Here is a 21,688-nt window from a genome sequence, read left to right as displayed (position 1 = left end):
TTGCACCGCGAAGGAAATCGCGCCGCAACATTCAAAATGAGACTGCCCGTCAAACCAGACGAGGCGCCCACGCGTGCGCCGCATCCTTCTTCGGTTAGCCTTCCCTCAAGAAGCCGGGCGCCTTTGCGACCCACGGGCGGCGCGCCCGTTCGGATCGGTGACCCAGGGTCACAGGGAGGAGTGCAATGTCAAAGTGCAGTGTGGGACTGATCGCGCTTACCAGTCTGTTTCTTTCAGGCGCGGCAATCGCGCAGGAAAAAATCCGGGTGGGTGTCACCGCGACCCTCGAAGGCACCTATACGGTGCTCGGCGAGGACGGCATGCGCGGTCATCAGACCGCGCTCAACGTGCTCGGCAAGAAGGTCGGCGACAAGGAGCTTGAATTCATCGTTGCCTCCACCGACGCGACACCGGACTCCGCGGTGCGCGCCGTACGGAAGCTGATCGAGCAGGACAAGGTGCAGATCCTGTTGTCGCCGCTCTCCGGCGACGAGGGCATCGCGGTAAAGAACTTTGCCAAAACCCACCCCGAGCTGACCTTCATCAATGCGGCCTCCGGCGCCCAGGAAGCCACCTATGTCGATCCCGCCCCCAACTTCTTCCGCTACAACATGGACGGCGCGCAGTGGCAGGTGGGACTCGGCAAATATGCCTATGAGACCAAGGGCTATCGCAAGATCGCAACCGTCGGCGAGGACTACTCCTTCATCTACACCCAGGTGTTCGGCCTGGTGCTCGAATTCTGCGGCGCCGGCGGACAGGTCACCAACCGGCAATGGGTGCCGCTCGGCACCAAGGATTTTGCTTCCGTCATCGCGGCCCTGCCCGACGATGTCGATGCGATCTATCTGGGGCTCGGTGGTGCCGACGCCGTCAACTTCCTCAACCAGTACCAACAGGCCGGCGGCAAGGCGCATCTGATGGGCGGTTCCATCATGATCGACCAGACCATCCTGTCATCCAAAGGCAACGCCAAGAACGCCTTGATCGGCACCATCGCGGCGAGCGGCCAGGCCGATACCTGGGAGGATCCGAGCTGGCAGAAGTTCGTCAAGGCCTATCAGGACGCCTTCCCGCCCAATAAGCGCTTCCCGAGCCCGTCGCTGCTCGCGACCAATTATTATGACTCGACCATGGCGCTGATCCTGGCATTGCGCGAGGTTAACGGCGACCTATCCAACAACCAGGCCAAGTTCAAAGCTGCCCTGGCGAAGATCGAGATCGACGCTCCCAACGGCAAGATCAAGCTCGATGCCAACCGCCAGGCGATCGGAACCAACTTCGTCACCGAAGTGGTCGATGACGGCAAGGGCGCCCTGTTCAGCAAGGTCGTGAAGGTGATCCCGAACGTGAACCAGACGCTCGGCTACGATCCGGCGGTATTCGCCAAGATCGGACTGCCCAGCCGCAACGTCCCGGAATGTAAGAAATACTGACGCATCCCTCCATCTTTCGCAACCGGGGAGCGACTTGCTGACGCGGGCGTTCTGTGCGCTTGCAATCTCTTCCCGGTTGTTGAACGCTGACTGAAAAGCAAAGAACACTCGGGAGGGGAAGGCATGAGCCGGGCGCTCGCCGTCTTTCACGGCCGGTTCGGTCGGGCGACAGTCTATCAGTTGAACCGCCCTTTCAACGTGCATGCACACCGCGAAGGTCATCTGATCTTCCATGTCGGTGGCCTGTCGGCATGCATCGATGTCTCCAACGGGCACTATGATCTGACCGAAAGCTCCGTCGTCGCCGTCAATCCCTGGGAGCCGCACAACTTCCTGCCGTCCGACCTCGACGGCGGCGCGATCTTCTTCGTGCTCTACGTCAATGCTGAGTGGTTCGCACCCGATGCACCCGGGGCCGACCGGCTGCGCTTCGGCCGCACTGAGTTCAAGCGCACGGTCGCACTCGACAAGCATATCCGGCGAACCGCGGCACTCGTGTGCGGCGCACCGTCGCTTTCCAGCCTCGACGGGGAGCTGCGGCGGCTGATCGACATCTGCTACGATGAAAGTTGGCAACAGGCCGGAATCGCACGCGAGGCGCGCGCGAGTGGTGCCGTCACCGACTTCCGCGTGCGCAAATGCATCAAGCTGATGTCGGAAAGTCCGGGCGCCGAGATGGAGCTCGACACGATCGCGCGGGAATCCGGCCTCTCGCGGCCACATTTCTATCGGCTGTTCCGCACCCAGACCGGCGTCACGCCGCATCTCTATCTCAACACGCTGATCATGGAACAGGCGCTCGAAGCTCTCGTCGCCAGCGAAGCGCCGATCGCCGATATCGGTTTCGATCTCGGCTTCTCCTCCCAGAGCGGATTCACCCGCTTCTTCACGGCCAATGTCGGGATGGCGCCCACCGATTACCGCCGTGCCGCCAAGGTTTTACGTGCCTGACAGCGCGAAAAGATACTGACGGTCAAATACACCAACCTCGCTCTCGCTAGAATGTGTGGAAGGCGATACCAAAAGAGCATCGTCAAGTCCTGGGAGGACTCACGTCCATGGCGAGGCATGCAGCCTGCACGGGCTTGTCCGAGCTGTATTCGAAGCACGACGTCGAGCAAGGTCGCTGCCGCCTCACCTCTCCCTGCTCCCGCTTGCAGAGCGAGGCCAGCACGGAGCGGCTATCGTGACGCGCTTCGTCGAACGCCATCCAGCCTGGGCGCTCATCGTGATCATCGCGGTCGCGCTTGCGCTTTGGCTCATCTTCGCGGTATGGCCGCCCGGCCTTGAAGACGCGATCGGCCGCAAGCGGGTGTTCCTCAATGCCGTGTTCAACGGCATCACGCTCGGCGGGCTCTACTTCCTGGTTGCCAGCGGGTTCACGCTGATCTTCGGATTGATGCGCAACGTCAACCTCGCGCACGGATCGCTCTATCTGTTCGGCGGCTATATCGGCTACGCCATCAGCGCCTCGACCGGATCGTGGATCCTCAGCTTCATTATCGCCTTCATCCTGACCGCGCTGGTCGGTGTCCTGCTTCAGGTCATCGTGTTCCGCCGCATGGAGGGCCAGGACCTGCGCCAGACCATGGTCACGATCGGGCTGTCGATCGTGTTTGCCGATCTGATGCTGTGGGCTTGCGGCGGCGACTTCTATCAGATCCAGACCCCGAACTGGCTGATCGGCCCGATCGAGCTGCCGCTGATCACCGCTATCAAATCCTCCGGCGAACCAGTCTATCTGCGCTATCCCCTGGTGCGGCTCGTGATCTTCGCCGCCTCCGCGGTGATCGGTATCGCGATGTGGCTAGCGCTCAACCGAACGCGCATGGGCATGATCATCCGCGCCGGCGTCGATGACCGCGACATCCTCGCTGCGACCGGTGTACGCATCCAGGTCGTGTTCGTCCTCGTCTTTGCACTCGGCGCCGGGCTGGCCGGCATCGCCGGCGTGGTCGGCGGAACCTTCCAGTCGCTGTCACCCGGCGAGGACATCCGCTTCCTGCTCGCGTCCCTCGTGGTCGTGATCGTCGGCGGCATGGGCTCGATCCCGGGCGCGGCACTCGGCGCGCTGATCATCGGCCTCGCCGAGCAACTCGGCTCTGTCTATATCCCGACCTACGCAATCGTCGTGACGTTCCTGATCATGGTGGTGGTGCTGGCGCTACGGCCGCAGGGCCTGCTTGCGAGGCGCTGAGATGTCCGTCACCCACGATGCCCGCGTTCAGGTCCGCCCCGCTACAGCGCAGCGCCCGGCTCTGCGCGGATGGCCGGAGATCAACAATCCAGCGGCCTGGATCGTGGCGGTCATCCTCCTGATCATGCCGCTGATCGCCAACGGTTTCTTCCTGATCGAGATCTTTGCGACGACCTTGATCCTCGGTACCATGGCGCTGAGCCTGATGCTGCTGGCCGGCTATGCCGGCATGGTCAGCCTGATGCAGCTCACTATCGCGGGCTTTGCGGCCTACATGGTCGCAGTATTCGGCGTCAGCGGCAATGCCAATATCAGCCTGGGCTGGCCGTGGTGGCTGGCCGTGCCGATGGCGCTCGCGCTTGCGACGATCTTCGGCACGTTCGGCGGCGCGCTCGCGGTGCGCACTGAGGGCATCTATACCATCATGATCACGCTCGCGATCGGCGCGGCATTTTATTACTTCACCAACCAGAATTGGGCGATCTTCAACGGTCACACCGGGATCAACACCGTCGCTACGCCGCATTTCTGGGGTGTCGACTGGCGCGCCGATATTCCGTTCTATTATATCGTGCTCGCCGTCGCCGCGCTCTGCTACTTCGCCGTCGAATACGTCTCCCGCGCGCCATTCGGTCTGGCGCTCCAGGGCGTCCGTGACAATCCGCGCCGCATGGCGGCGCTCGGCTTCAACGTCAACGCGCACCGCGTCGCGGCCTATGCGGTCGCCTCCTTCATCGCGGCGCTCGCCGGCGTGCTCCAAGTCTGGAACTACCGCCAGATTTCGCCGGGCTCGGTCAGCGTTGGCGCCTGCATCGATGTTCTCATCATTGCCGTCGTCGGCGGCATCACGCGGCCTATTGGCCCTTACATCGGCGCACTGATCTTCGTCCTGCTGCGGACCTTCGCACTCGACTTCCTGGTCAAGATAGGACTCGACGGCAACCGCTTCCGGCTGCTGATCGGTCTCGGCTTCCTTGCCATCGTGTTCTGGTCGTCGGACGGCGTTATCGGCCTGTGGCAACGCTGGCGCCAGAGCCAGCGACCTGCTGCGAACCGCGCAGGCGGAGGAGGACGCGGCCATGGATAGCGTCGCGCAACGCCTCTCGGCGGTCGGCGCCGGAGCCGCGCTGGAATTGCGCGGCGTGACGCGGCTGTTCGGCGCGCTGGCGGCGCTGACCGACGTCACCATCACCGTTCGGCCGGGCGAGCGGCGTGCGGTGCTCGGCTCCAACGGTGCAGGCAAGACCACGCTGTTCAATTGCATCACCGGCGACTTTCCGCCCTCCTCCGGCACCATCCGTTTCTTCGGCGAAGACGTCACCCACTTCCCACCCTATGAACGCATCCGCCGCGGCCTCAGGCGGACCTATCAGATCTCCGCTCTGTTTCCCGGCCTCACCGTGCAGGACAATGTTTATCTCGCCTGCCGCGGCGTCTCGCGTGGGCGTTTTTCGTTCCTGCGTCCCGGGCAGAACGACGCGCTGATGCATGCGGCCGACAATCTCGTGCAGGCCGTCCATCTCGCGGGCGTGAAGGACCAGCCCGTCGCCGAGCTCGCCCATGGCCAGCAGCGCCAGCTCGAGATCGCGCTGGCGCTCGCCGGCGCGCCGCGCTTCGTGCTGTTCGACGAGCCGGCCGCTGGCCTCTCGCCGACCGAACGGCAGGAGCTGGTCGAGATCCTGACCTCGCTCCCGGCGCATATCGGATACATCATCATCGAGCACGACATGGACGTGGCGCTGCGCGTGGTCGAGAGCGTCACGATGATGCACAACGGCCGCATCTTCAAGGAAGGGCTGCCGCAGGAGATCGAGTCCGATCCCGAGGTGCAGGAGCTTTATCTCGGAGGCGGCCATGAATGAGGTCCGCCGTGCCGCAGCCGCGCTCGATATCCGGGGCCTCGACGTCTATTACGGCCATTCGCATGCGCTGCAAGGCGTCGACCTTTCGCTCGATACCGGTGTGTTCTCCGTCGTCGGCCGCAACGGCATGGGCAAGACCACGCTGTGCAAGGCGATCATGGGCCTGGTGCCGGTGAGCGGCGGTTCCATCCGTGTTCGCGGCGAGGACATCACCCGGCGGCCGCCGGCCCATATCGCCCGCCTCGGCGTCGGCTACGTGCCGCAAGGACGCCGGCTCTGGCGCTCGCTCAGCGTCGACGAACATTTGCGGCTTGCCGGCGGCATGCGGCCAGGCGCCTGGACTGTCGAGCGCATCTACGAGACGTTTCCGCGGCTCGCCGAGCGGAAAGACCATGGCGGCGGCCAGCTCTCCGGCGGCGAGCAGCAGATGCTCGCCATCTCGCGCGCGCTCCTGACCAACCCGCATCTTCTGATCATGGATGAACCGACCGAGGGGCTTGCACCCGTCATCGTCGCCCAGGTCGAAGAGATGTTGCTGCGACTCGGTGAGGACGGCGACATGGCCGTGCTCGTGATCGAGCAGAACATCGGCGTAGCGACGACGGTCTCGCGCAATGTCGCGATCATGGTCAACGGACGCATCAACCGCATCATCGACTCGATGCGGCTTGCCGCCGACCGCGAGCTGCAGCAACGCCTGCTGGGCGTCGGGCTGCACGCCGAGCTTACGCCTGATCTCGACGTACCCGCGGCGGGGACCGACGTGAAGGCCACGCCGAAGCCTGCGCGGCCGAGCGGCCCAATTCGGATCTACATCTCCAACCCGACACCGCCGACACGCTGGTCGCAACCCGCCCCGATCGCCCGGATCGAGGCGGCGGCCCGCACGCTCTCGACGCAGGTCGCTCGCCTCGACGACAGCGCGCGGCGCAAGCGCGAGCCGGCGACGTCACAGCCGTCCGGGCCACCGGTCGTGCTGGTCGTCGGCACACTCGACACCAAGGGGGCCGAGCTCCGCTTCATACGCGACATCATTGCCGGCAGCGGTCTGCGCACGCGCCTCGTCGACGTCTCCACCAGCGGCAAGCAGGCCAGCTGCGACGTCTCCGCGCAGGAAATCGCCCTCAATCACGGGCGCGGCGGCTCAGCCGTGTTCGGTGCCGATCGCGGCGCCGCCGTGACGGCGATGGCGGACGCGTTTGCCAACTGGCTGCGGCGCCAGGGCAATGTCGCCGCGATAATCTCGGCGGGCGGCTCGGGCGCGGCGTCGCTGGTCGCGCCGGGCATGCGTATCCTGCCCGTCGGCGTGCCCAAGCTGATCGTCTCCTCTGTCGCCTCCGGCGACGTCGGACCCTATGTCGGCCCTGCCGACATCGCCATGATGTATTCGGTCACGGACGTGCAAGGACTCAACTCGATCTCGCGCGCGGTGCTGTCGAACGGCGCCAACGCAATCGCTGGCATGGCGAAGGCGCGCCTCGACCAGCGCGAAGCCAGGGACCGGACTGCGGCCACCGGCCTGCCGTCGATCGGCATCACCATGTTCGGCGTTACGACGCCGGCCGTGCAGAAGATCGCGGCGGACCTGCGTGAGGAGTTCGAATGCCTTGTCTTCCACGCCACCGGCGTCGGCGGGCGTTCGATGGAAAAACTCGTCGACTCCGGCCAGATCGCAGGCGTCGTCGACCTGACCACGACCGAAATTTGCGACCTCCTGATGGGCGGCGCGTTTCCGGCAACTGAAGACCGGTTCGGCGCCATCATCCGCACCCGCGTGCCCTATGTCGGATCTGTCGGTGCGCTCGACATGGTCAATTTCGGCCCACCCGAGACCATCCCCGAGCGCTACCGCGGACGCAAATTCCACGTCCACAATCCGCAGGTCACGTTGATGCGGACCACGGCGGAGGAGAACGAGCGCATGGGCCGCTGGATCGGCGAGCGCCTCAACCAGATGGACGGGCCGGTCCGTTTCTTCCTGCCTGAGGGCGGCGTCTCCGCACTCGATGCACCGCGCCAGCCGTTCTGGGACCCGGAGGCCGACGCCGCCTTGTTCCGCGCGCTGGACCGCACGGTGCGACAGACCGGCAGCCGCCAGCTCATCCGCGTCAAACAGAACATCAACGATCCCGAGTTCGCCTCCACCATTGTCGGCGCCTTCCGAACCCTGTTCGGCCGCGCCGGGGCGCGCCGGAGACTAGCGAGGTGACCGATGGCCCGGTTTGAGCGCGCAGCACTCCTGAGACGGTTCCGCGACATGGCAAAGCGCGGCGAGCCGATCGTCGGCGGCGGCGCCGGTACAGGTCTATCCGCCAAATGCGAGGAGGCCGGCGGCGTCGACCTCATCGTTATCTACAATTCCGGCCGCTACCGCATGGCCGGGCGCGGCTCGCTCGCAGGCCTGATGCCCTATGGCGACGCCAACGCCATCGTGCTCGAGATGGCCGGCGAGGTCCTGCCCGTCGTCGCCAAGACGCCGGTGCTCGCGGGCGTCAACGGCACCGATCCATTCCGCGACATGGACGTCTTTCTCGACCAGCTCAAGGCGCTCGGCTTTGCCGGCGTGCAGAACTTCCCGACCGTCGGCCTGATCGATGGCGTCTTCCGGGCCAATCTCGAGGAGACCGGCATGTCCTATGCGCTCGAGATCGACATGATCGCCAAGGCGCGCGAGAAGGATCTGCTGACGACGCCCTACGTCTTCAGCGAGAAGGAAGCCGCCGCGATGGCGATCGCCGGTGCTGACATCATCGTCTGCCATCTGGGGCTCACGACCGGCGGCACGATCGGTGCGCAGACGGCGCCCAGACTGAACGACTGCCCGGCCCACATCGACACCTGGGCCGCTGCCGCGCTCAGCGTCAATCCGGACATTCTGGTGCTCGCCCATGGCGGCCCGATCGCCGACCCCGACGATGCTGACTTCATCATGAAAAGCACCCGTCATTGCCACGGCTTTTATGGCGCCTCCTCGATGGAGCGCCTACCGGTCGAACGGGCGCTGACGGAGCAGGTGCGCAAATTCAAGGCGATCGGCGCGCGATAACGCCGGAAGGTTGAAGGAGGGAAACATGTCCGGGATTTTGGTCGGTGAATTGATCCTCTGGCTGATCGTCGCGATCGTCGTGATCGTGGTCGCGGTGTACATCGTGAACTGGCTCTATCACCGCTCGTCCAAGGAGACTTCGTTCGTCCGGACCGGCTTCCTCGGTGAACGCGTCGTGATCAATGGCGGCGCCTTCGTCCTGCCGTTCATCCACGACTACACGCCTGTCAACATGAACGTGCTGCCGATGGGCGTCGTGCGCTCCAAACAGGACGCGGTGATCACCCGCGACCGCATGCGCGTCGATATCGAGGCCGATTTCTATGTCCGCGTCCAGGCGACCCGCGAAGCGGTGTCCATCGCCGCCGCCACGCTCGGCCGCCGCACCATGGAACCGGAGCAGCTTCACGCGCTTCTTGCCGGCAAATTCATCTCCGCGATCCGTTCGGTTGCCTCGGAGATGACCCTGGAGCAGATGCACGAGCAGCGCGGCGAGTATGTCGCGCGCCTCAAGGCGAACGCTGCGGAGGCCCTGGCCCAGAACGGACTCGAGCTGGAATCGGTCGCGATCACCGATCTCGACCAGACCGATCTCGAATTCTTCAACCCCTCGAACCGCTTCGACGCCGAAGGCCTGACCCGGCTGATGGAGGACATCGAGGCAAAGCGCAAGCTGCGCAACGACATCGAGCAGGATTCGATGATCAAGATCCGCTCCCGCAATTTGGAGGCCGAGCGGCAAGCCCTCGAGATCGAACGCGAAAGCGAGACCGCGCGCCTCGAGCAGGAGCGCGACATCGAGATGCGGCGCGCCTTGCAACGCACCGAAGTCGCCCGCGAGCGGGCGCTGCGCGAGACCGAGGCCGAGCAGGCGCAAATTTCCGCCCGCGAGACCATCGAGAAGGCGCGCATCGCCAACGACCAGGCGATCGCGGAAGCCCGCATCGCCTCAGAGCGTGAGACCCGCCAGCGGGAGATCGAGCGCACCCGCATCATCGAAGAGAAGGAACTGCTGGCACGCGAGGAGATCGAGACGTCCCGGATCGCAAACCAGCGCTCGATCGACACCAGCCGCATCGCCTCGGAGCGCGAGGTGCGCCAGCGCGAGATCGAGCGGATGCGCACCGTCGAGGAAGCCGAGATCGCCGCCCGCGAAGCGATCGAGAAGGCCCGTATCCAGCAGGATCGCGCCGTCACAGACGCCCGTATCGCCAACGAGGAAGAGACACGGCGGCGCGAAATCGAGCGAACACGCGCCGTCGAGGAAGCCGAGATAGCCGCCCGCGAGGCCACCGAAAAGGCCCGCATCGCGCAAACGATGATCGTCAATGTCGAGCGCATCTCCTCCGACGAGCGCACGCGTGCGCTGGAGATCCAGCAGGTCCGCACCATCCAGGAAGCCGAGATCGAGGCGCAACGTGCCGTAGAGGCCGCCCGCATCGCCCGCGAGCGGACCCTCGCCGCCGAGCGTATCGCCGCCGAGCAGAACACGCGGCAGCTGGAAATCGAACGCAACCAGATGCTGGAGGTCGCCGGCATCGCCGCGCGGGAGACCACCGAGGCCTCGCGTATCGCCCAGGAAGAGCGCGTCCGCTCGCTCGAAATCGCGCGCAACCGCGCTGTCGAGGAAGCCGATATCGCGTCGCGCGAAGCGATCGAGGCCGCCCGCATCGCCCAGGAGAAGGCGGTCGCGGCCGAGCGCATACAGGCTGAGCGCGACACGCGGTCGCTCGAAATCGAGCGGACGGGTGCTTTGGAGGCGGCCGAGCTGAAGCGGCGCGACGCCATCGAGCGCCAGCGTATCGGAGTGGACCTCGCGCTCGAGGCCGAGCGGATCAACTCCTCCAAGAAGCGCGAAGTCCTCAATATCGAGCAGAAGAAGGCGATCGAGATCGCGGACGAGGACCGCGTCATTGCGCTCTCCACCAAGCGCTCCGAGCGGATCGACGCCGACCGCCAGGTCAAGCAGGCCGAGATCGTTGCCCGCAAGGAAGTTGAAACCACCGACGTCTCGCGTGAGCAGGCGCTGGAGGCGGCGCGGATCGAACGCCGCCGCTCGATCGAGCAGCTCGAGGTCGCTCGCGTCCAGTCGCTTCAGGAAGCCGAGATTGCCGCACGCGAGGAGGTCGAGCGTGCCCGCATCTCCTCCGACCGCGGACTCGACGAAGCCCGCATCGGCCGCGAGCGCGAGCTGCGCAAGCTCGAGGTCAATCGCGAGAAGGAGGTCGAGACCGTCCTGATGGAGAAGGCGATCGCGATCCATACCAAATCGCTGGAGGAATCCGCGGCCAAAGCCTCGGCCGAGGAAGCGCGGATACGCGCCACGGAAGCCACCGAGCGCGTCATCACCGCGCGCGAGAACGAAATCGCCAAGCGCCGCAAGAGCGTCGAGATCCTCATCGCCGAGAAGCAGGCCGAGGAGACGCGGATTACGGCGGAGGCCGAGCGCGTGCGCGCGGCCGTGGAGGCGGAGGCGCAGCGGCTGCTCAATGAAGCCGAGAATGTGCTGACCGATCAGGCGCGCTACTCGCTGTTCCGCAGGAAGCTCTTGGACCGCATCGAGGGCATCGTGCGCGAGAGCGTCAAGCCGATGGAGAAGATCGAGGGCATCCGTATCCTCCAGGTCGACGGCCTCAACGGCAACGGCCATGGCGGCAATGGCGGCCGCAGCGCCACCGACGAGGTGATCGATTCGGCGCTGCGCTACCGCGTGCAGGCGCCGCTGATCGACTCCCTCCTGGCGGATATCGGCGTCGAAGGCGGCAGTCTCGCCAAAATGCCGGGCCTGATCCGCGAGGCCCGTGACATGCAGGGCATCAAGGAATCCGCGCGCAAGAGCGGCGGTGGCGGCGGCGAAAAGCCGGCCGCCTCGCCCACGCCACCCGCAGAGGGCGGCGAACCGCCGGCCGAGCGCGGTCCGCGGAAGAAGAGCTGAGGTCCAGACCATGCCCCGCGTCTACGTCTCTACCGTCGTCAATGCGCGCAACGACCGCGTCTGGGCGCGGGTGCGCGACTTCAACGGCCTGCCGAACTGGCATCCCGCGATCGCCGAGAGCCGAATCGAGGGCGGCGAGCCCTCCGACAAGATCGGCTGTGTGCGGGATTTTCGCCTGCGCAACGGCGATCGCATTCGCGAAAAGCTCCTCGGCCTCTCCGATTACGACATGTTCTGCACCTACTCGATCCTGGAATCCCCGATGGGCGTGGAGAACTACGTCGCAACGCTGCGGCTCACGCCGGTCACCGATGGCGACCAGACCTTTATGGAATGGACCGCCGAGTTCGACTGCGCGCCGGAGCGCGAGACGGAGCTGGTGAGCAATATCGGCGGCGGCGTGTTCCAGGGCGGCTTTGATGCCCTCAAGCGCGTGTTCGGAGGCTGACAACTGTGCCGCATATCGTCAAGAGCACCATCCTGGATGCGCCGACCGATGCGGCATGGTCGGTGCTGCGCGATTTCAACGGGCATGATCGCTGGCATCCGGCCGTTGCGACCTCCTCGATCGAGCGCGCGCAACCTTCCGACAAGATCGGCTGTGTCAGACGATTCAAACTGAAGGATGGCGCCGAACTTCGCGAACAATTGCTGGCGCTGTCCGACCTCGAGCAGAGCTTCAGCTATTGCCTGCTCGATACCCCGATCCCGATGTTCAACTACGTCGCCCATGTCCGCTTGCTACCAGTCACCGACGGCGATCGTACCTTCTGGCACTGGGAGTCGCGTTTCACCACCAAGCCCCAGGATCGGGACCGCATCATCCACATGGTCGCGGAAGATATCTACCAGGCCGGATTCGAGGCGATCCGCCGGCATCTGAAGGAGGCTGCATAGTCATGGCCGTGACCGTCAAAACTTTTGCCAGCGCCGGCGAAGCGGCCGGTGCGCTATCCTCGGACCGAAGCGCGCGCTATCTCGGCGGCGGCACGCTGGTGATGCGCGCGCTGAACGAAGGCGACGTTTCGATCTCGACCGTGGTCCGCGCCAGCGACCGGGCGCTGACCCGGATCGACCCATCGGGCCCGCGCATCACGTTGGGCGCCGGCGTGACCTTCGCACGCGTCCTCGCCGAACGTGACCTTGCCTTCCTGCACGCCCCGGCGCGCTCGATCGGAGGCCCCGCAGTGCGCAACATGGGCACGGTGGGCGGTAATCTCTTTGCTCCAAACCCCTACGGCGATTTCACCGTCGCGCTGCTGGCGCTCGATGCAACCGTCGCGGTGCAAGGCAGCTTTGGTGCACGCGATATTCCGATCGAGGAGTTCCTGCAATCGCGCGAGCGGCGGGCCGGGACACTGGTGCTGTCAGTGTCCTGCACGCGGCCGGCGAGCAATGAGGCGTTCCGTTATCGCAAGATTGCCCGCATCAAGCCGAAGGGCGGCTCCGTCATTACGATCGCCGCGCATCTGCCGATCTCGGGCGGCCGCATCGCCGGCGCGCGCATCGCACTTGGCTCGATGGCGCCGACGCAAATCCGAGCCCGCGCCGCCGAGCGCGCGCTGGAAGGGCGTTCGCTGGATGCCGCAACGATCAGTGCCGCAGCTTCGGCGGCGGCCGAAGGCACGTCGCCGTCCGACAACGCGCTTGGCAGCGCCTGGTATCGCCGCGAGATCGTCGGCGTGCATCTGCGCCGTCTGCTGTCCGGCCAGGAATAGACAGTGAATAGACAGGGAATAGACCGTCATGTCCAAGATACCCCTGCAGTTTCGTCACAATGGCCGCGATGTCGCGATCTTCGTCGACGGCGGCACCAATCTCCTGGTCGCGCTGCGCGAGCTGATCGGCGACATGACGCCCAAATTTGGCTGCGGCCAGGGCGGCTGCGGCACCTGCAGCGTGCTGATCGATGGTGAGCTTCACCTCTCCTGCCTGACACTGGCCGAAACTGTCGCTGGCCGCTCGATCGAAACGCTCGACGGCATGAAGCAGGGCCCGAACCTGCATCCGCTGCAGCGCGCCTTCGCCGACAACTTTGCCGCCCAATGCGGCTATTGCACCCCGGGCATGCTGATGGCCGCGAAGGCGTTGCTCGACCGCAACCCCTCCCCGAGCCGCGAGGAGGTCGTCGAGGCGATCTCCGGCAACATCTGCCGCTGCACCGGCTACGAGCCAATCGTCAACGCCATCCTCGCCGCCGCGGGCGGCCGAGCCAGCGCCTAAGGATGTAAACCATGCTGGAACTGCGCAAGGACATTTTCGCCGACGAGCGCGACGATAACTTAAAGGAGATCGGCAAGGGCACGCAGCGTCAGGATATGCTCGGCCACGTCACGGGCACGTCGAGCTATTTCAACGACCACAAGCTCCAGGGCATGCTGCACCTGAAGGTGGTCCGCTCGACGCAGGCGCATGCCAGGATTCGCCGCATCGATATCACGGAGGCCGAGCGTTCGTCCGGCGTGCGCCGGATCATCCGCGGCGCCGACGTGCCGCGCAACCTCAACACGCTTCTGAGCCTGATCAATTTCGGCAAGGACGACGAACCGTCGCTGGCGGTCGACAAGGTCCGCTACAAGGGCGAACCGATCGTCGCCATCGTCGCCGACAGCGAGCGCGAAGCCTTTGAGGCCATAGCCAAGGTCAAGGTCGATTACGAGCCGCTGCCAGCCGTGTTCGACGTCGAGGATGCGCTGAAGCCCGGCGCGCCCGTGGTCAACGAGACCTATCCCAAGAACACCTTCACCTATCACGAGACTTATGATCACCAGAAGCTTCGCTTCGGCGATGCCGACGCCGCACTTGCAACGGCCGATCACGTGCTGGAGCAGCGCTACCAGATGTCGCCGATCGAGCATGCGCCGACGGAGACCAACGGCGCGATCGCAGCTCCCGACACCAATGGTCGCTACGTGGTCTACACCTCGACGCAGGCGCTGTTCTTCTCGGTCGACACCTGCGCCAAGATCCTCGACGTTCCCTCCAACACCTTCCACTTCATTGGCGGCACGGTCGGCGGCGGTTTTGGCGGCAAGGTGGATACGCTGACGGAGCCGCTCGCCATTCTCGGCGCGATGCTGACCGGGCGGCCCGTGCGCTACGTGTTCGGCCGCGAGGAGGAAATGCAATACGGTCCGCCCCGCGGCGCCGAACGCATCTACATAAAGGACGGCGTGATGCGCGACGGCCGCGTAATCGCGCGGAAGATCCGCGCCTATTTCGACAGCGGTGCGTATACGCGGCTCTCGAGCTACGCCGCCGTGAAATGCGCCGCGCACCTGCCGGGCCCCTACACCATCCCGAACGTCTATGGCGACGTCTACTGCGTCTTCACGAACCGCACGCCGGCAACGGCGATGCGGGGCTTCGGCGTCACCGCGATGGATTTTGCGATCGAGTGCCAGATGGACAAGCTCGCGAACCTCGTTGGCATGGACCCGATGGAATTTCGCATCCTCAATGCCTATCGCGACGGCGACATGAAGGCGCACCGTCGCGAGGCCAAGAACACCGCGCTGATCGAGTGCGTCCAGGTCGCCGCCGAAAAGGCAAAATGGCCGATCCGCGACGAGTTCAAGCGCGCCTCATCGCGCAAGGACGGCGGCGGCAGCCGCGCAATCATCCCGCCGACGCCGGCCGATAGCCGTGCGCGACCGACCGCGCCCGTGCAGCAGCGCACGACCTACGATCGCGCGCCAGCTGCCACCTCCCGCGAACCGCCGCGAGAGCCACCGGCGCCGCCACCACCTCCACCGCGGCCGTCGGCGCCCTCCCATGGCGCGACCCGCTTCTCCTCCGTCTTCGGCACCAGGAGGCGCTAGATGACCCGGCATCGCGGACGCGGCATGGCGTCGATCAACTATCCCATCGGCATGAATCTCGGCGGCGACCCGAGCCAGGCGCTGGTCCACTCCAACCCGAGCGGCAAGTTCACGGTGGCACTGTCATCGATCGATCTCGGCCAGGGCATGAAGTCGGTGACCCGGCAGATCTGCGCGGAGACGCTGGGCGTGCCCGTGGAGGACGTCTACGTCGACACCGCAGATTCTGACACCGGCCCGCACTGCATGGGCTCGTTCGCCTCCCGCGGCACCCATCGCGTCGGCAATGCCGTGATGGCGGCGGCGCGCGAGGCGCGCGGCGTGATGATGGAGGCAGCCGCCGAGGAACTCGAGGTCAACGCCTCCGATCTCGAGACCGACGGGCGAGGCAACATCCACGTCAAGGGCGCGCCGCATCGCTCGATTTCGACCAAGGACGTCGCGATCGCTGCACAGTTCAAGCAGGGCAAGACTATCTCCGGGCGCGGCATCTTCCTTGTGCCGCTGTCGAACGTCGATCCTGAAACCGGCGAGATGTCGCCTGCGACCTGCTACGCCCATGCCTGCCTCGTTGCCGAGGTCGACGTCGATGACGAGACCGGCGAGGTGGCGATGGTCCGCATGGATTCCGCCTATGAGCTCGGCCGCGCGCTCAATCCGCGTCTGGTCGAGCAGCAACTGGTCGGCGGCGCCTGGATGGGCATCAGCCACGCGCTGTACGAGACGCCGGAGCCGTACTATCCCGACCCCGTTCACGGTCCCCGCGACTTCGTCGAATATCTGATGCCGGGCCCCGGCGACATCTGCCCGCACGACATCGCCGTATTGGAACGCCCCGCGCCCGATGGTCCCTTCGGCGCCAAAGGACCGGGCGAGATGTGCGCCAATCCGGTGCTGCCGGCCGTTGCCAACGCCATCTTCAACGCTGCCGGCGTGCGGATCGACGATTTGCCGATCACGCCCGAAAAGGTGCTGCGCGCGATCAAGGCCCAGGGCGGCGCCCGGCCGCAGCCGCGCCGCTGAGGGATTTGCGATGGCGGTCCGCAGCAACATCGTCGGCATCGATAGCCCGGAAGCGCTGGAGAAGGCGCTGCGGGCGGCCTATTACCTCGCTGACGAGGGGCTGGCGACCGCAGCCTATCTTGGGCTGGCGCTCGGCAAGCCGCTGCTGCTCGAAGGTGCGCCCGGCGTCGGCAAGACCGAGGCCGCCAAGGCCATTGCCGCCGTGCTCGGTCGCCGGTTGATCCGCCTGCAATGCTATGAGGGCATCGACGCATCCGCCGCACTCTACGAATGGAACTATCCGCGTCAGATGCTTGCGATCCGCCAGGCCGGCGACGAGAGCATCGACATCTATGGCGAGACGTTTCTGATCGAGCGCCCGATGCTGGCCGCGCTGCGCGCGCCCGATTCCACTGTCCTGCTGATCGATGAGATCGACCGTTCCGATCAGGAATTCGAGGCCTTCCTGCTCGAGTTCCTCTCCGATTTCCAGATCTCCATCCCCGAGCGCGGCACGGTACGCGCCGTCGAGCGACCGGTCGTGGTGCTCACCTCGAACCGAACGCGCGACCTGCACGAAGCCTTGCGCCGGCGCTGCGTGTACCACTGGATCGACTATCCCACAGAAGAGCGCGAGGCGCGCATCGTGATGCTGCGGGCCTCGAGCGTCGCGGAGGCGACCGCGCGAGCCGTCGTCGCGGCCGTCGGGAAATTGCGGCGCGAGCCGCTCAGCAAGGCGCCGGGCATCGCCGAAGCCGTTGACTGGGCCGAGGCGGCGACCCTGCTGCACAAGGGTGGCGCGCGCTGGCCGGACGCGTTCAAGCGCTCGATCGGCGTGGCGCTCAAGGACGAGGAGGATCTGCATTTCATGTCGCCGCGGCTCGACGCAATGCTCGCGGAGGCGACCGCATGAGCACCGAATCAGAGCTCCCGCGCGCAGCCAGCATCTTCGTCTCCTTCGTCGCGCTGCTGCGCGCCAACGGCTTTGCGGTCGCGCCGGAGCAGACCACCACCTATCTTGCCGCGATCGAGCTGCTCGGCCCGCGCGACCTCAACGACATCCGGCAGTCGGCGCTGGCGACCCTCGCCCCGCCACCCGAGCGTCGCACCACCTTCGACCGGCTGTTCGATCTCCATTTCCGCGGCAGCGAGGCGATCGAGCATGCCGATGACGGTGAGGACGACGAGACCGTCCGTCTCCAGGAGGAAGGCCGCGGCGACGAGGAACCCCTGCTCTCCGACGAGGCCAACGAGTCAGGCCTGGCCGCGAGTCGAACCGAGGCACTGGTCGGGCGCAATTTCGCTCAGGTCTCCATGACCGATGCGCTTCGCCGACTCGCGCGCGACGCCCCCAGCCGCCTGCCGAAACGGCGCGGCCACCGGCGCATGCGCGCCCGTCGCGGACCGTTTGCCGATCTTCGCCGTACCTTGCGCGACTCAGTCCGCAGCGACGGAGAGATCCTTCGGCTCGGGCATCTGAAGCGCAGGCAACGCCCGCGAAAAATCCTGCTGCTGATCGATGTCTCGGGCTCGATGAAGAGCCGCACCGAGGAGAACATGAAGCTTGCACATGCGCTGGTGCAGGCCGCGCCAGGCGTCGAGATCTTCACCTTCGGCACGCGGCTCACCCGCGTCACTCGCCCGCTGCGACTGAAGCGGCGGGAGCAGGCGCTGAATGCAGCCGCGCACCTCGTCAGCGACTGGGACGGCGGCACCCGCATCGGCGACGCACTGCAAGCCTTCCTCGCAGTGCCGCGGTTCGGCGCATATGCGCGTGGGGCGGCCGTGGTCGTCGTCTCGGACGGCCTCGAGCGCGGCGATTGCGATGCCTTGCGCGACGCCGTGGCAAAACTGTCGCGGCGCGCCTGGCGCGTCAGCTGGCTGACGCCGCTCGCGACGGGTCCGGGCTTCCGCCCGCAGACCGAGGCGCTGGTCGCCATCGAGCGGTTCGTCGATGACCTCGTGGATGGCGGAACAAGCGCGTCGATTGTCGCGCACGTCCTGTCACTCGGACGAAGGAGAGTTGCGTGACCGATATCGTCGATGGCCATCATCATATCTGGCGGCAAACCGATCTGCCCTGGCTGAGCGGCCCGATGCAGCCCCGTATCTTCGGACCCTACGAGCCGATCCGGCGCGACTATCCGATCCAGGAATATCTGGGCGACCTGAAAGATATCGGCGTCACACGATCGGTCTACGTCCAGACCAACTGGGCCAATGACCGTTTCGAGGACGAAGCCGCCTGGGTGCAGCGGACGTCCGACGAGCACGGCTGGCCTCATGCGATCGTCGCCTACGCCAATTTCGCGGTCGACGACGTCCGTTCGCAGCTTGATCGCCTAAAGCGCTACCCGCTGGTGCGCGGGCTGCGCATGCAGCTGCACTGGCATGAGAATCCGCTTTACCGCTTTGCCGCCCGGCCTGACCTCTGCATCGATCCCATGGTTCGCCGCAACGTGGCGCGCCTTGCCGACTATGGCTGGAGTTTCGATTTGCAGGTGTTCACGCCGCAGATGCCGAATGCCGCGCAGTTGGCCGAGGCGTGTCCCGCAGTCACTTTCATCCTCCAGCATGCCGGCATGCTGGAGGATCTCTCGCCAGCCGGCCGCACCGCATGGCGCGCCGGGATGGCCCGGCTTGCTGCATGCCCGAACGTGGTCTCCAAACTTTCCGGGCTCGGCACTTTCATCCATCGCAACGATGCGGCACATATCGCCGCCGTTCTGACCGACACCGTCGCGATCTTCGGTGCCGAGCGCTGCCTGTTCGGCTCCAATTTCCCGATCGAGAAATTATGGAGCAGCTATGGCGACCTCGTCGATGCGTTTCGTGCGGCTGCCGCGCCGCTGACGGCCCAGCAGCAGGACGCAATCTTCAGGACGACGGCGACACGCGTCTATCGGCTTTGACAGACAACAACAGAACAGGGAGCGAAAGGAATGGCGCTGGAGATCAAGATCCTGGACTACGGCGATATCGAGCTGGAATCGAGCTTTCTGGTCCTCGGCCGTGACTGCGGCCGAACCCGCCGCGTCCTCACCCTCGGCTTTCTGATCCTTGGCGGCAAATATCCGGTCGTGGTCGATACCGGCTATCGGTCCAACCAGATCATGGAGACGCTGGGCATGCGCGGGCTTCAGTACCATGAGCACATGATCGAGAACCAGCTCGCCCGTCACGGCGTGCGCATGGGCGACGTCCGCTTCGTCTGCCACACCCACCTGCACATCGACCATGCCGGCAAAGACGATCTGTTCCCCATGAACACGACCGTCGTCCTCAACCGCAAGGAGCTCGAATATTCCGTCTCCGGCCTAATGCACCCGCAATATCCGGCACCGGACATCAAGCATCTGATCGACCGTCTGCACACCAAGAGCGCGCTGCGTTTCCTCGACCTCGAGATCACCGGCCCGATCGAGCTGATGCCTGGCGTGTACTGCGATGCCGCCAACGCGCATACCGAAGGCTCGATGAACATCATCGTCGAGACCGCGGACGGCATAGCTACCATTTGCGGCGACGTCATCTACGACATCAACGACCAGATCGTCACGCCCTTCAATGAGATTCACGATTGGGAGCCGCGCACCACCGGCAACCACGGTACCACCAAACGAGCGGAGAAGGCCGCGATCAAGAAGCTGCTCAGCAATTCCCGCTATTTACTGCCGGTGCACGACCGCCCGGCCAAGATCGAAGGCGGTAACGTCATCGGACGACTGCACGACCAGGTCCCCGGACCGATCGTGCAGTCACTGCCCGAGCGCAACTGGTTCCCGGCCTGAGGTCAGCCAAGGATCGACCGATGACGCACGTCACCTTGCGAAGCGAATTCGAGACACTGATTGATCCCTACGCGCCGGTCGCGCAGGTCGGCACCGGTTTCGACTTCACGGAAGGTCCGATCTGGCATCCGGTCGACCATTATCTCCTGTTCTCGGACATGCCGGGCGACGTACGCCGGCGCTGGGATGCGCGGCGCGGCGTCGTCGAGGTCAAACGTCCGTCGAACAAATGCAACGGCATGACCTACGACGCTGAGCTCAACCTGATCGTCTGCGAGCACGGGACCTCGTCGCTGGTCCGCGAGCGGCCGGACGGGCGGCGCGAGGTGCTTGCCTCACATTTCCAGGGCCAAGAGCTCAATAGTCCCAACGACGTCTGCGTGCACTCCTCCGGCGCGATCTATTTCTCGGATCCCTGGTATGGCCGCATGCCGGTCTATGGCGTCGAGCGGCCGCGCCAGCTCGGCTTCCAGGGGGTCTATCGCGTCATGCCCGGCGGCGAGCCGAAGCTCGTCGTCGACCGCAACCTGTTCGATCAGCCGAACGGACTATGCTTCTCGCCGGACGAGAAACTGCTCTATGTCAACGACACCGTGCAGGCGCTGATTCGCGTGTTCGACGTCGATAGTGACGGCTCACTGTCGAATGCGCGGGTGTTCGCCAGTGGCATCCGCTCCGAGCTGGAGCCCGGTGTGCCCGACGGTATGAAATGCGACCAGCATGGCAATATATGGGTCACCGCGCCTGGCGGCGTCTGGGTCTATTCGCCACGCGGCGAGCTGCTCGGCAAGCTGCGCGTGCCGGAGCTGGTCGCCAATCTTTCTTGGGGCGGTCCCGATTTTCGCACGCTGTACCTGACATCGACGCATTCGGTGTATGCGATTCCGACCAAGGTCGGCCCGCGCCACGAGCCTTATATGAGTGGCCGGCGCAGTGCTGGCGGCGCGACTGCAAGCTCTTCGCCCGCAGCGCCCATCCTCGCCGATGGCGAGATGCGGCTCGATCCGCAGCGTTGCGCCATGATCATTCAGGATCTCCAGAACGACGTGATCATGGATGGCGGCGCCTTCGCCGAATCGGGCGCACCGGCTCACGCAAAGCAGCAGCATGTCGTCGAGAATGTCCGCCGCCTCGCCGAGGCGGCGCGCGCCCGGGGCGTCGCCATCATCCATGTCTGGTTCGTCGTCGAGCCGGGCGCCCCCGGGGTCACGCTGAACGCGCCGTTGTTCGAGGGGCTGGTCGACAGCAAGGCGATGGTTCGCGGAAGTTGGGGCGCGGCACCGATATCCGGACTCGAGCCACGACCTGGCGATTTCGTCGTCGAGAAGATGCGGATGAGCGCCTGGGAAGGCACCCGGCTCGAGACGATCCTGAAGGCGACGGGGCGCGACATGATCATCAACACGGGCGCATGGACCAACATGTCGGTCGAGCACACGGCACGGACCGGCGCCGACAAGGGTTATTTCATGATCGTCCCGGAAGATTGCTGCTCGACCATGAACGCCGACTGGCACAACGCTTCGATCAATTTCGCCATGCAGAACGTCGCGGTCGTCACAAGGGCAGATGTCGTCATCAGAGCGCTGGGATAAGGA

At 65.2% G+C, this 21,688-nt stretch carries 19 protein-coding genes; all 19 read left to right on the top strand.

All coding sequences use genetic code 11. From position 1 onward, the window contains the following. Positions 1-185 precede the first annotated feature (185 nt). Complete coding sequence (locus GWG65_RS06315; protein WP_275194539.1) at positions 186-1,436, top strand: ABC transporter substrate-binding protein; 1,251 nt, start codon at positions 186-188, stop codon at positions 1,434-1,436. Between the two features lie 123 nt (positions 1,437-1,559). Then, positions 1,560-2,387 (top strand): AraC family transcriptional regulator, encoded by an 828-nt coding sequence (locus GWG65_RS06310; RefSeq protein WP_275194538.1) that lies wholly within the window; start codon positions 1,560-1,562, stop codon positions 2,385-2,387. 235 nt (positions 2,388-2,622) lie between these two features. Continuing rightward, positions 2,623-3,633: a branched-chain amino acid ABC transporter permease gene (locus GWG65_RS06305; protein WP_275194537.1), complete on the top strand. Its 1,011-nt coding sequence runs from the start codon at positions 2,623-2,625 to the stop codon at positions 3,631-3,633. Position 3,634: 1 nt separating this feature from the next. Further along, entirely contained in the window at positions 3,635-4,720 is a 1,086-nt protein-coding gene (locus GWG65_RS06300; RefSeq protein ID WP_275194536.1) for a branched-chain amino acid ABC transporter permease, read from the top strand. Next, a complete protein-coding gene (locus tag GWG65_RS06295; protein ID WP_148738011.1) occupies positions 4,713-5,495 on the top strand; it encodes an ABC transporter ATP-binding protein in 783 nt (260 codons plus the stop codon). The genes GWG65_RS06300 and GWG65_RS06295 overlap by 8 nt, the downstream gene beginning before the upstream one ends. Beyond that, on the top strand, positions 5,488-7,704 hold the full coding sequence (locus GWG65_RS06290) for an ABC transporter permease (RefSeq protein ID WP_275194535.1): 2,217 nt from the start codon (positions 5,488-5,490) through the stop codon (positions 7,702-7,704). The genes GWG65_RS06295 and GWG65_RS06290 overlap by 8 nt, the downstream gene beginning before the upstream one ends. A gap of 3 nt (positions 7,705-7,707) precedes the next feature. Next, the gene (locus GWG65_RS06285; RefSeq protein WP_275194534.1) at positions 7,708-8,541 is read left to right on the top strand and encodes a phosphoenolpyruvate hydrolase family protein; all 834 of its coding nucleotides are present in this window, start codon (positions 7,708-7,710) and stop codon (positions 8,539-8,541) included. A 25-nt stretch (positions 8,542-8,566) separates the two neighbouring features. Further along, positions 8,567-11,476, top strand: a complete 2,910-nt coding sequence (locus tag GWG65_RS06280; RefSeq protein WP_275194533.1) for a flotillin family protein — start codon at positions 8,567-8,569, stop codon at positions 11,474-11,476. Between the two features lie 10 nt (positions 11,477-11,486). Next, entirely contained in the window at positions 11,487-11,924 is a 438-nt protein-coding gene (locus GWG65_RS06275) for an SRPBCC family protein (protein ID WP_247390209.1), read from the top strand. Positions 11,925-11,929: 5 nt separating this feature from the next. Beyond that, positions 11,930-12,373, top strand: a complete 444-nt coding sequence (locus GWG65_RS06270) for an SRPBCC family protein (protein WP_247390211.1) — start codon at positions 11,930-11,932, stop codon at positions 12,371-12,373. Between the two features lie 2 nt (positions 12,374-12,375). Then, positions 12,376-13,194, top strand: coding sequence for an FAD binding domain-containing protein (locus GWG65_RS06265; protein WP_275194532.1), 819 nt, complete (start codon positions 12,376-12,378; stop codon positions 13,192-13,194). A gap of 28 nt (positions 13,195-13,222) precedes the next feature. Then, positions 13,223-13,699, top strand: coding sequence for a (2Fe-2S)-binding protein (locus GWG65_RS06260; RefSeq protein ID WP_148738018.1), 477 nt, complete (start codon positions 13,223-13,225; stop codon positions 13,697-13,699). Positions 13,700-13,710: 11 nt separating this feature from the next. Further along, positions 13,711-15,297, top strand: a complete 1,587-nt coding sequence (locus tag GWG65_RS06255; protein WP_275194531.1) for a molybdopterin cofactor-binding domain-containing protein — start codon at positions 13,711-13,713, stop codon at positions 15,295-15,297. Continuing rightward, positions 15,298-16,320 carry a molybdopterin cofactor-binding domain-containing protein gene (locus GWG65_RS06250; RefSeq protein WP_275194530.1) on the top strand — a complete coding sequence of 341 codons (1,023 nt, stop codon included), beginning with the start codon at positions 15,298-15,300 and terminating at the stop codon, positions 16,318-16,320. Positions 16,321-16,330: 10 nt separating this feature from the next. Further along, positions 16,331-17,212, top strand: coding sequence for a MoxR family ATPase (locus GWG65_RS06245; protein ID WP_275194529.1), 882 nt, complete (start codon positions 16,331-16,333; stop codon positions 17,210-17,212). Then, entirely contained in the window at positions 17,209-18,330 is a 1,122-nt protein-coding gene (locus tag GWG65_RS06240; RefSeq protein ID WP_275194528.1) for a VWA domain-containing protein, read from the top strand. The genes GWG65_RS06245 and GWG65_RS06240 overlap by 4 nt, the downstream gene beginning before the upstream one ends. Next, positions 18,327-19,211, top strand: coding sequence for an amidohydrolase family protein (locus tag GWG65_RS06235; RefSeq protein ID WP_275194527.1), 885 nt, complete (start codon positions 18,327-18,329; stop codon positions 19,209-19,211). The genes GWG65_RS06240 and GWG65_RS06235 overlap by 4 nt, the downstream gene beginning before the upstream one ends. 30 nt (positions 19,212-19,241) lie before the next feature. Then, positions 19,242-20,090: an MBL fold metallo-hydrolase gene (locus tag GWG65_RS06230; RefSeq protein WP_247390227.1), complete on the top strand. Its 849-nt coding sequence runs from the start codon at positions 19,242-19,244 to the stop codon at positions 20,088-20,090. 20 nt (positions 20,091-20,110) lie between these two features. Next, a complete protein-coding gene (locus GWG65_RS06225) occupies positions 20,111-21,685 on the top strand; it encodes an isochorismatase family protein (protein ID WP_275194526.1) in 1,575 nt (524 codons plus the stop codon). Positions 21,686-21,688: the final 3 nt, after the last annotated feature.

Source organism: Bradyrhizobium sp. CSA207 (assembly GCF_029051685.1).
In the GTDB taxonomy this organism is placed as follows: domain Bacteria; phylum Pseudomonadota; class Alphaproteobacteria; order Rhizobiales; family Xanthobacteraceae; genus Bradyrhizobium.
Note: the sequence above shows the minus strand (reverse complement) of the source record. Positions and strands in the feature narration are given on the sequence as shown.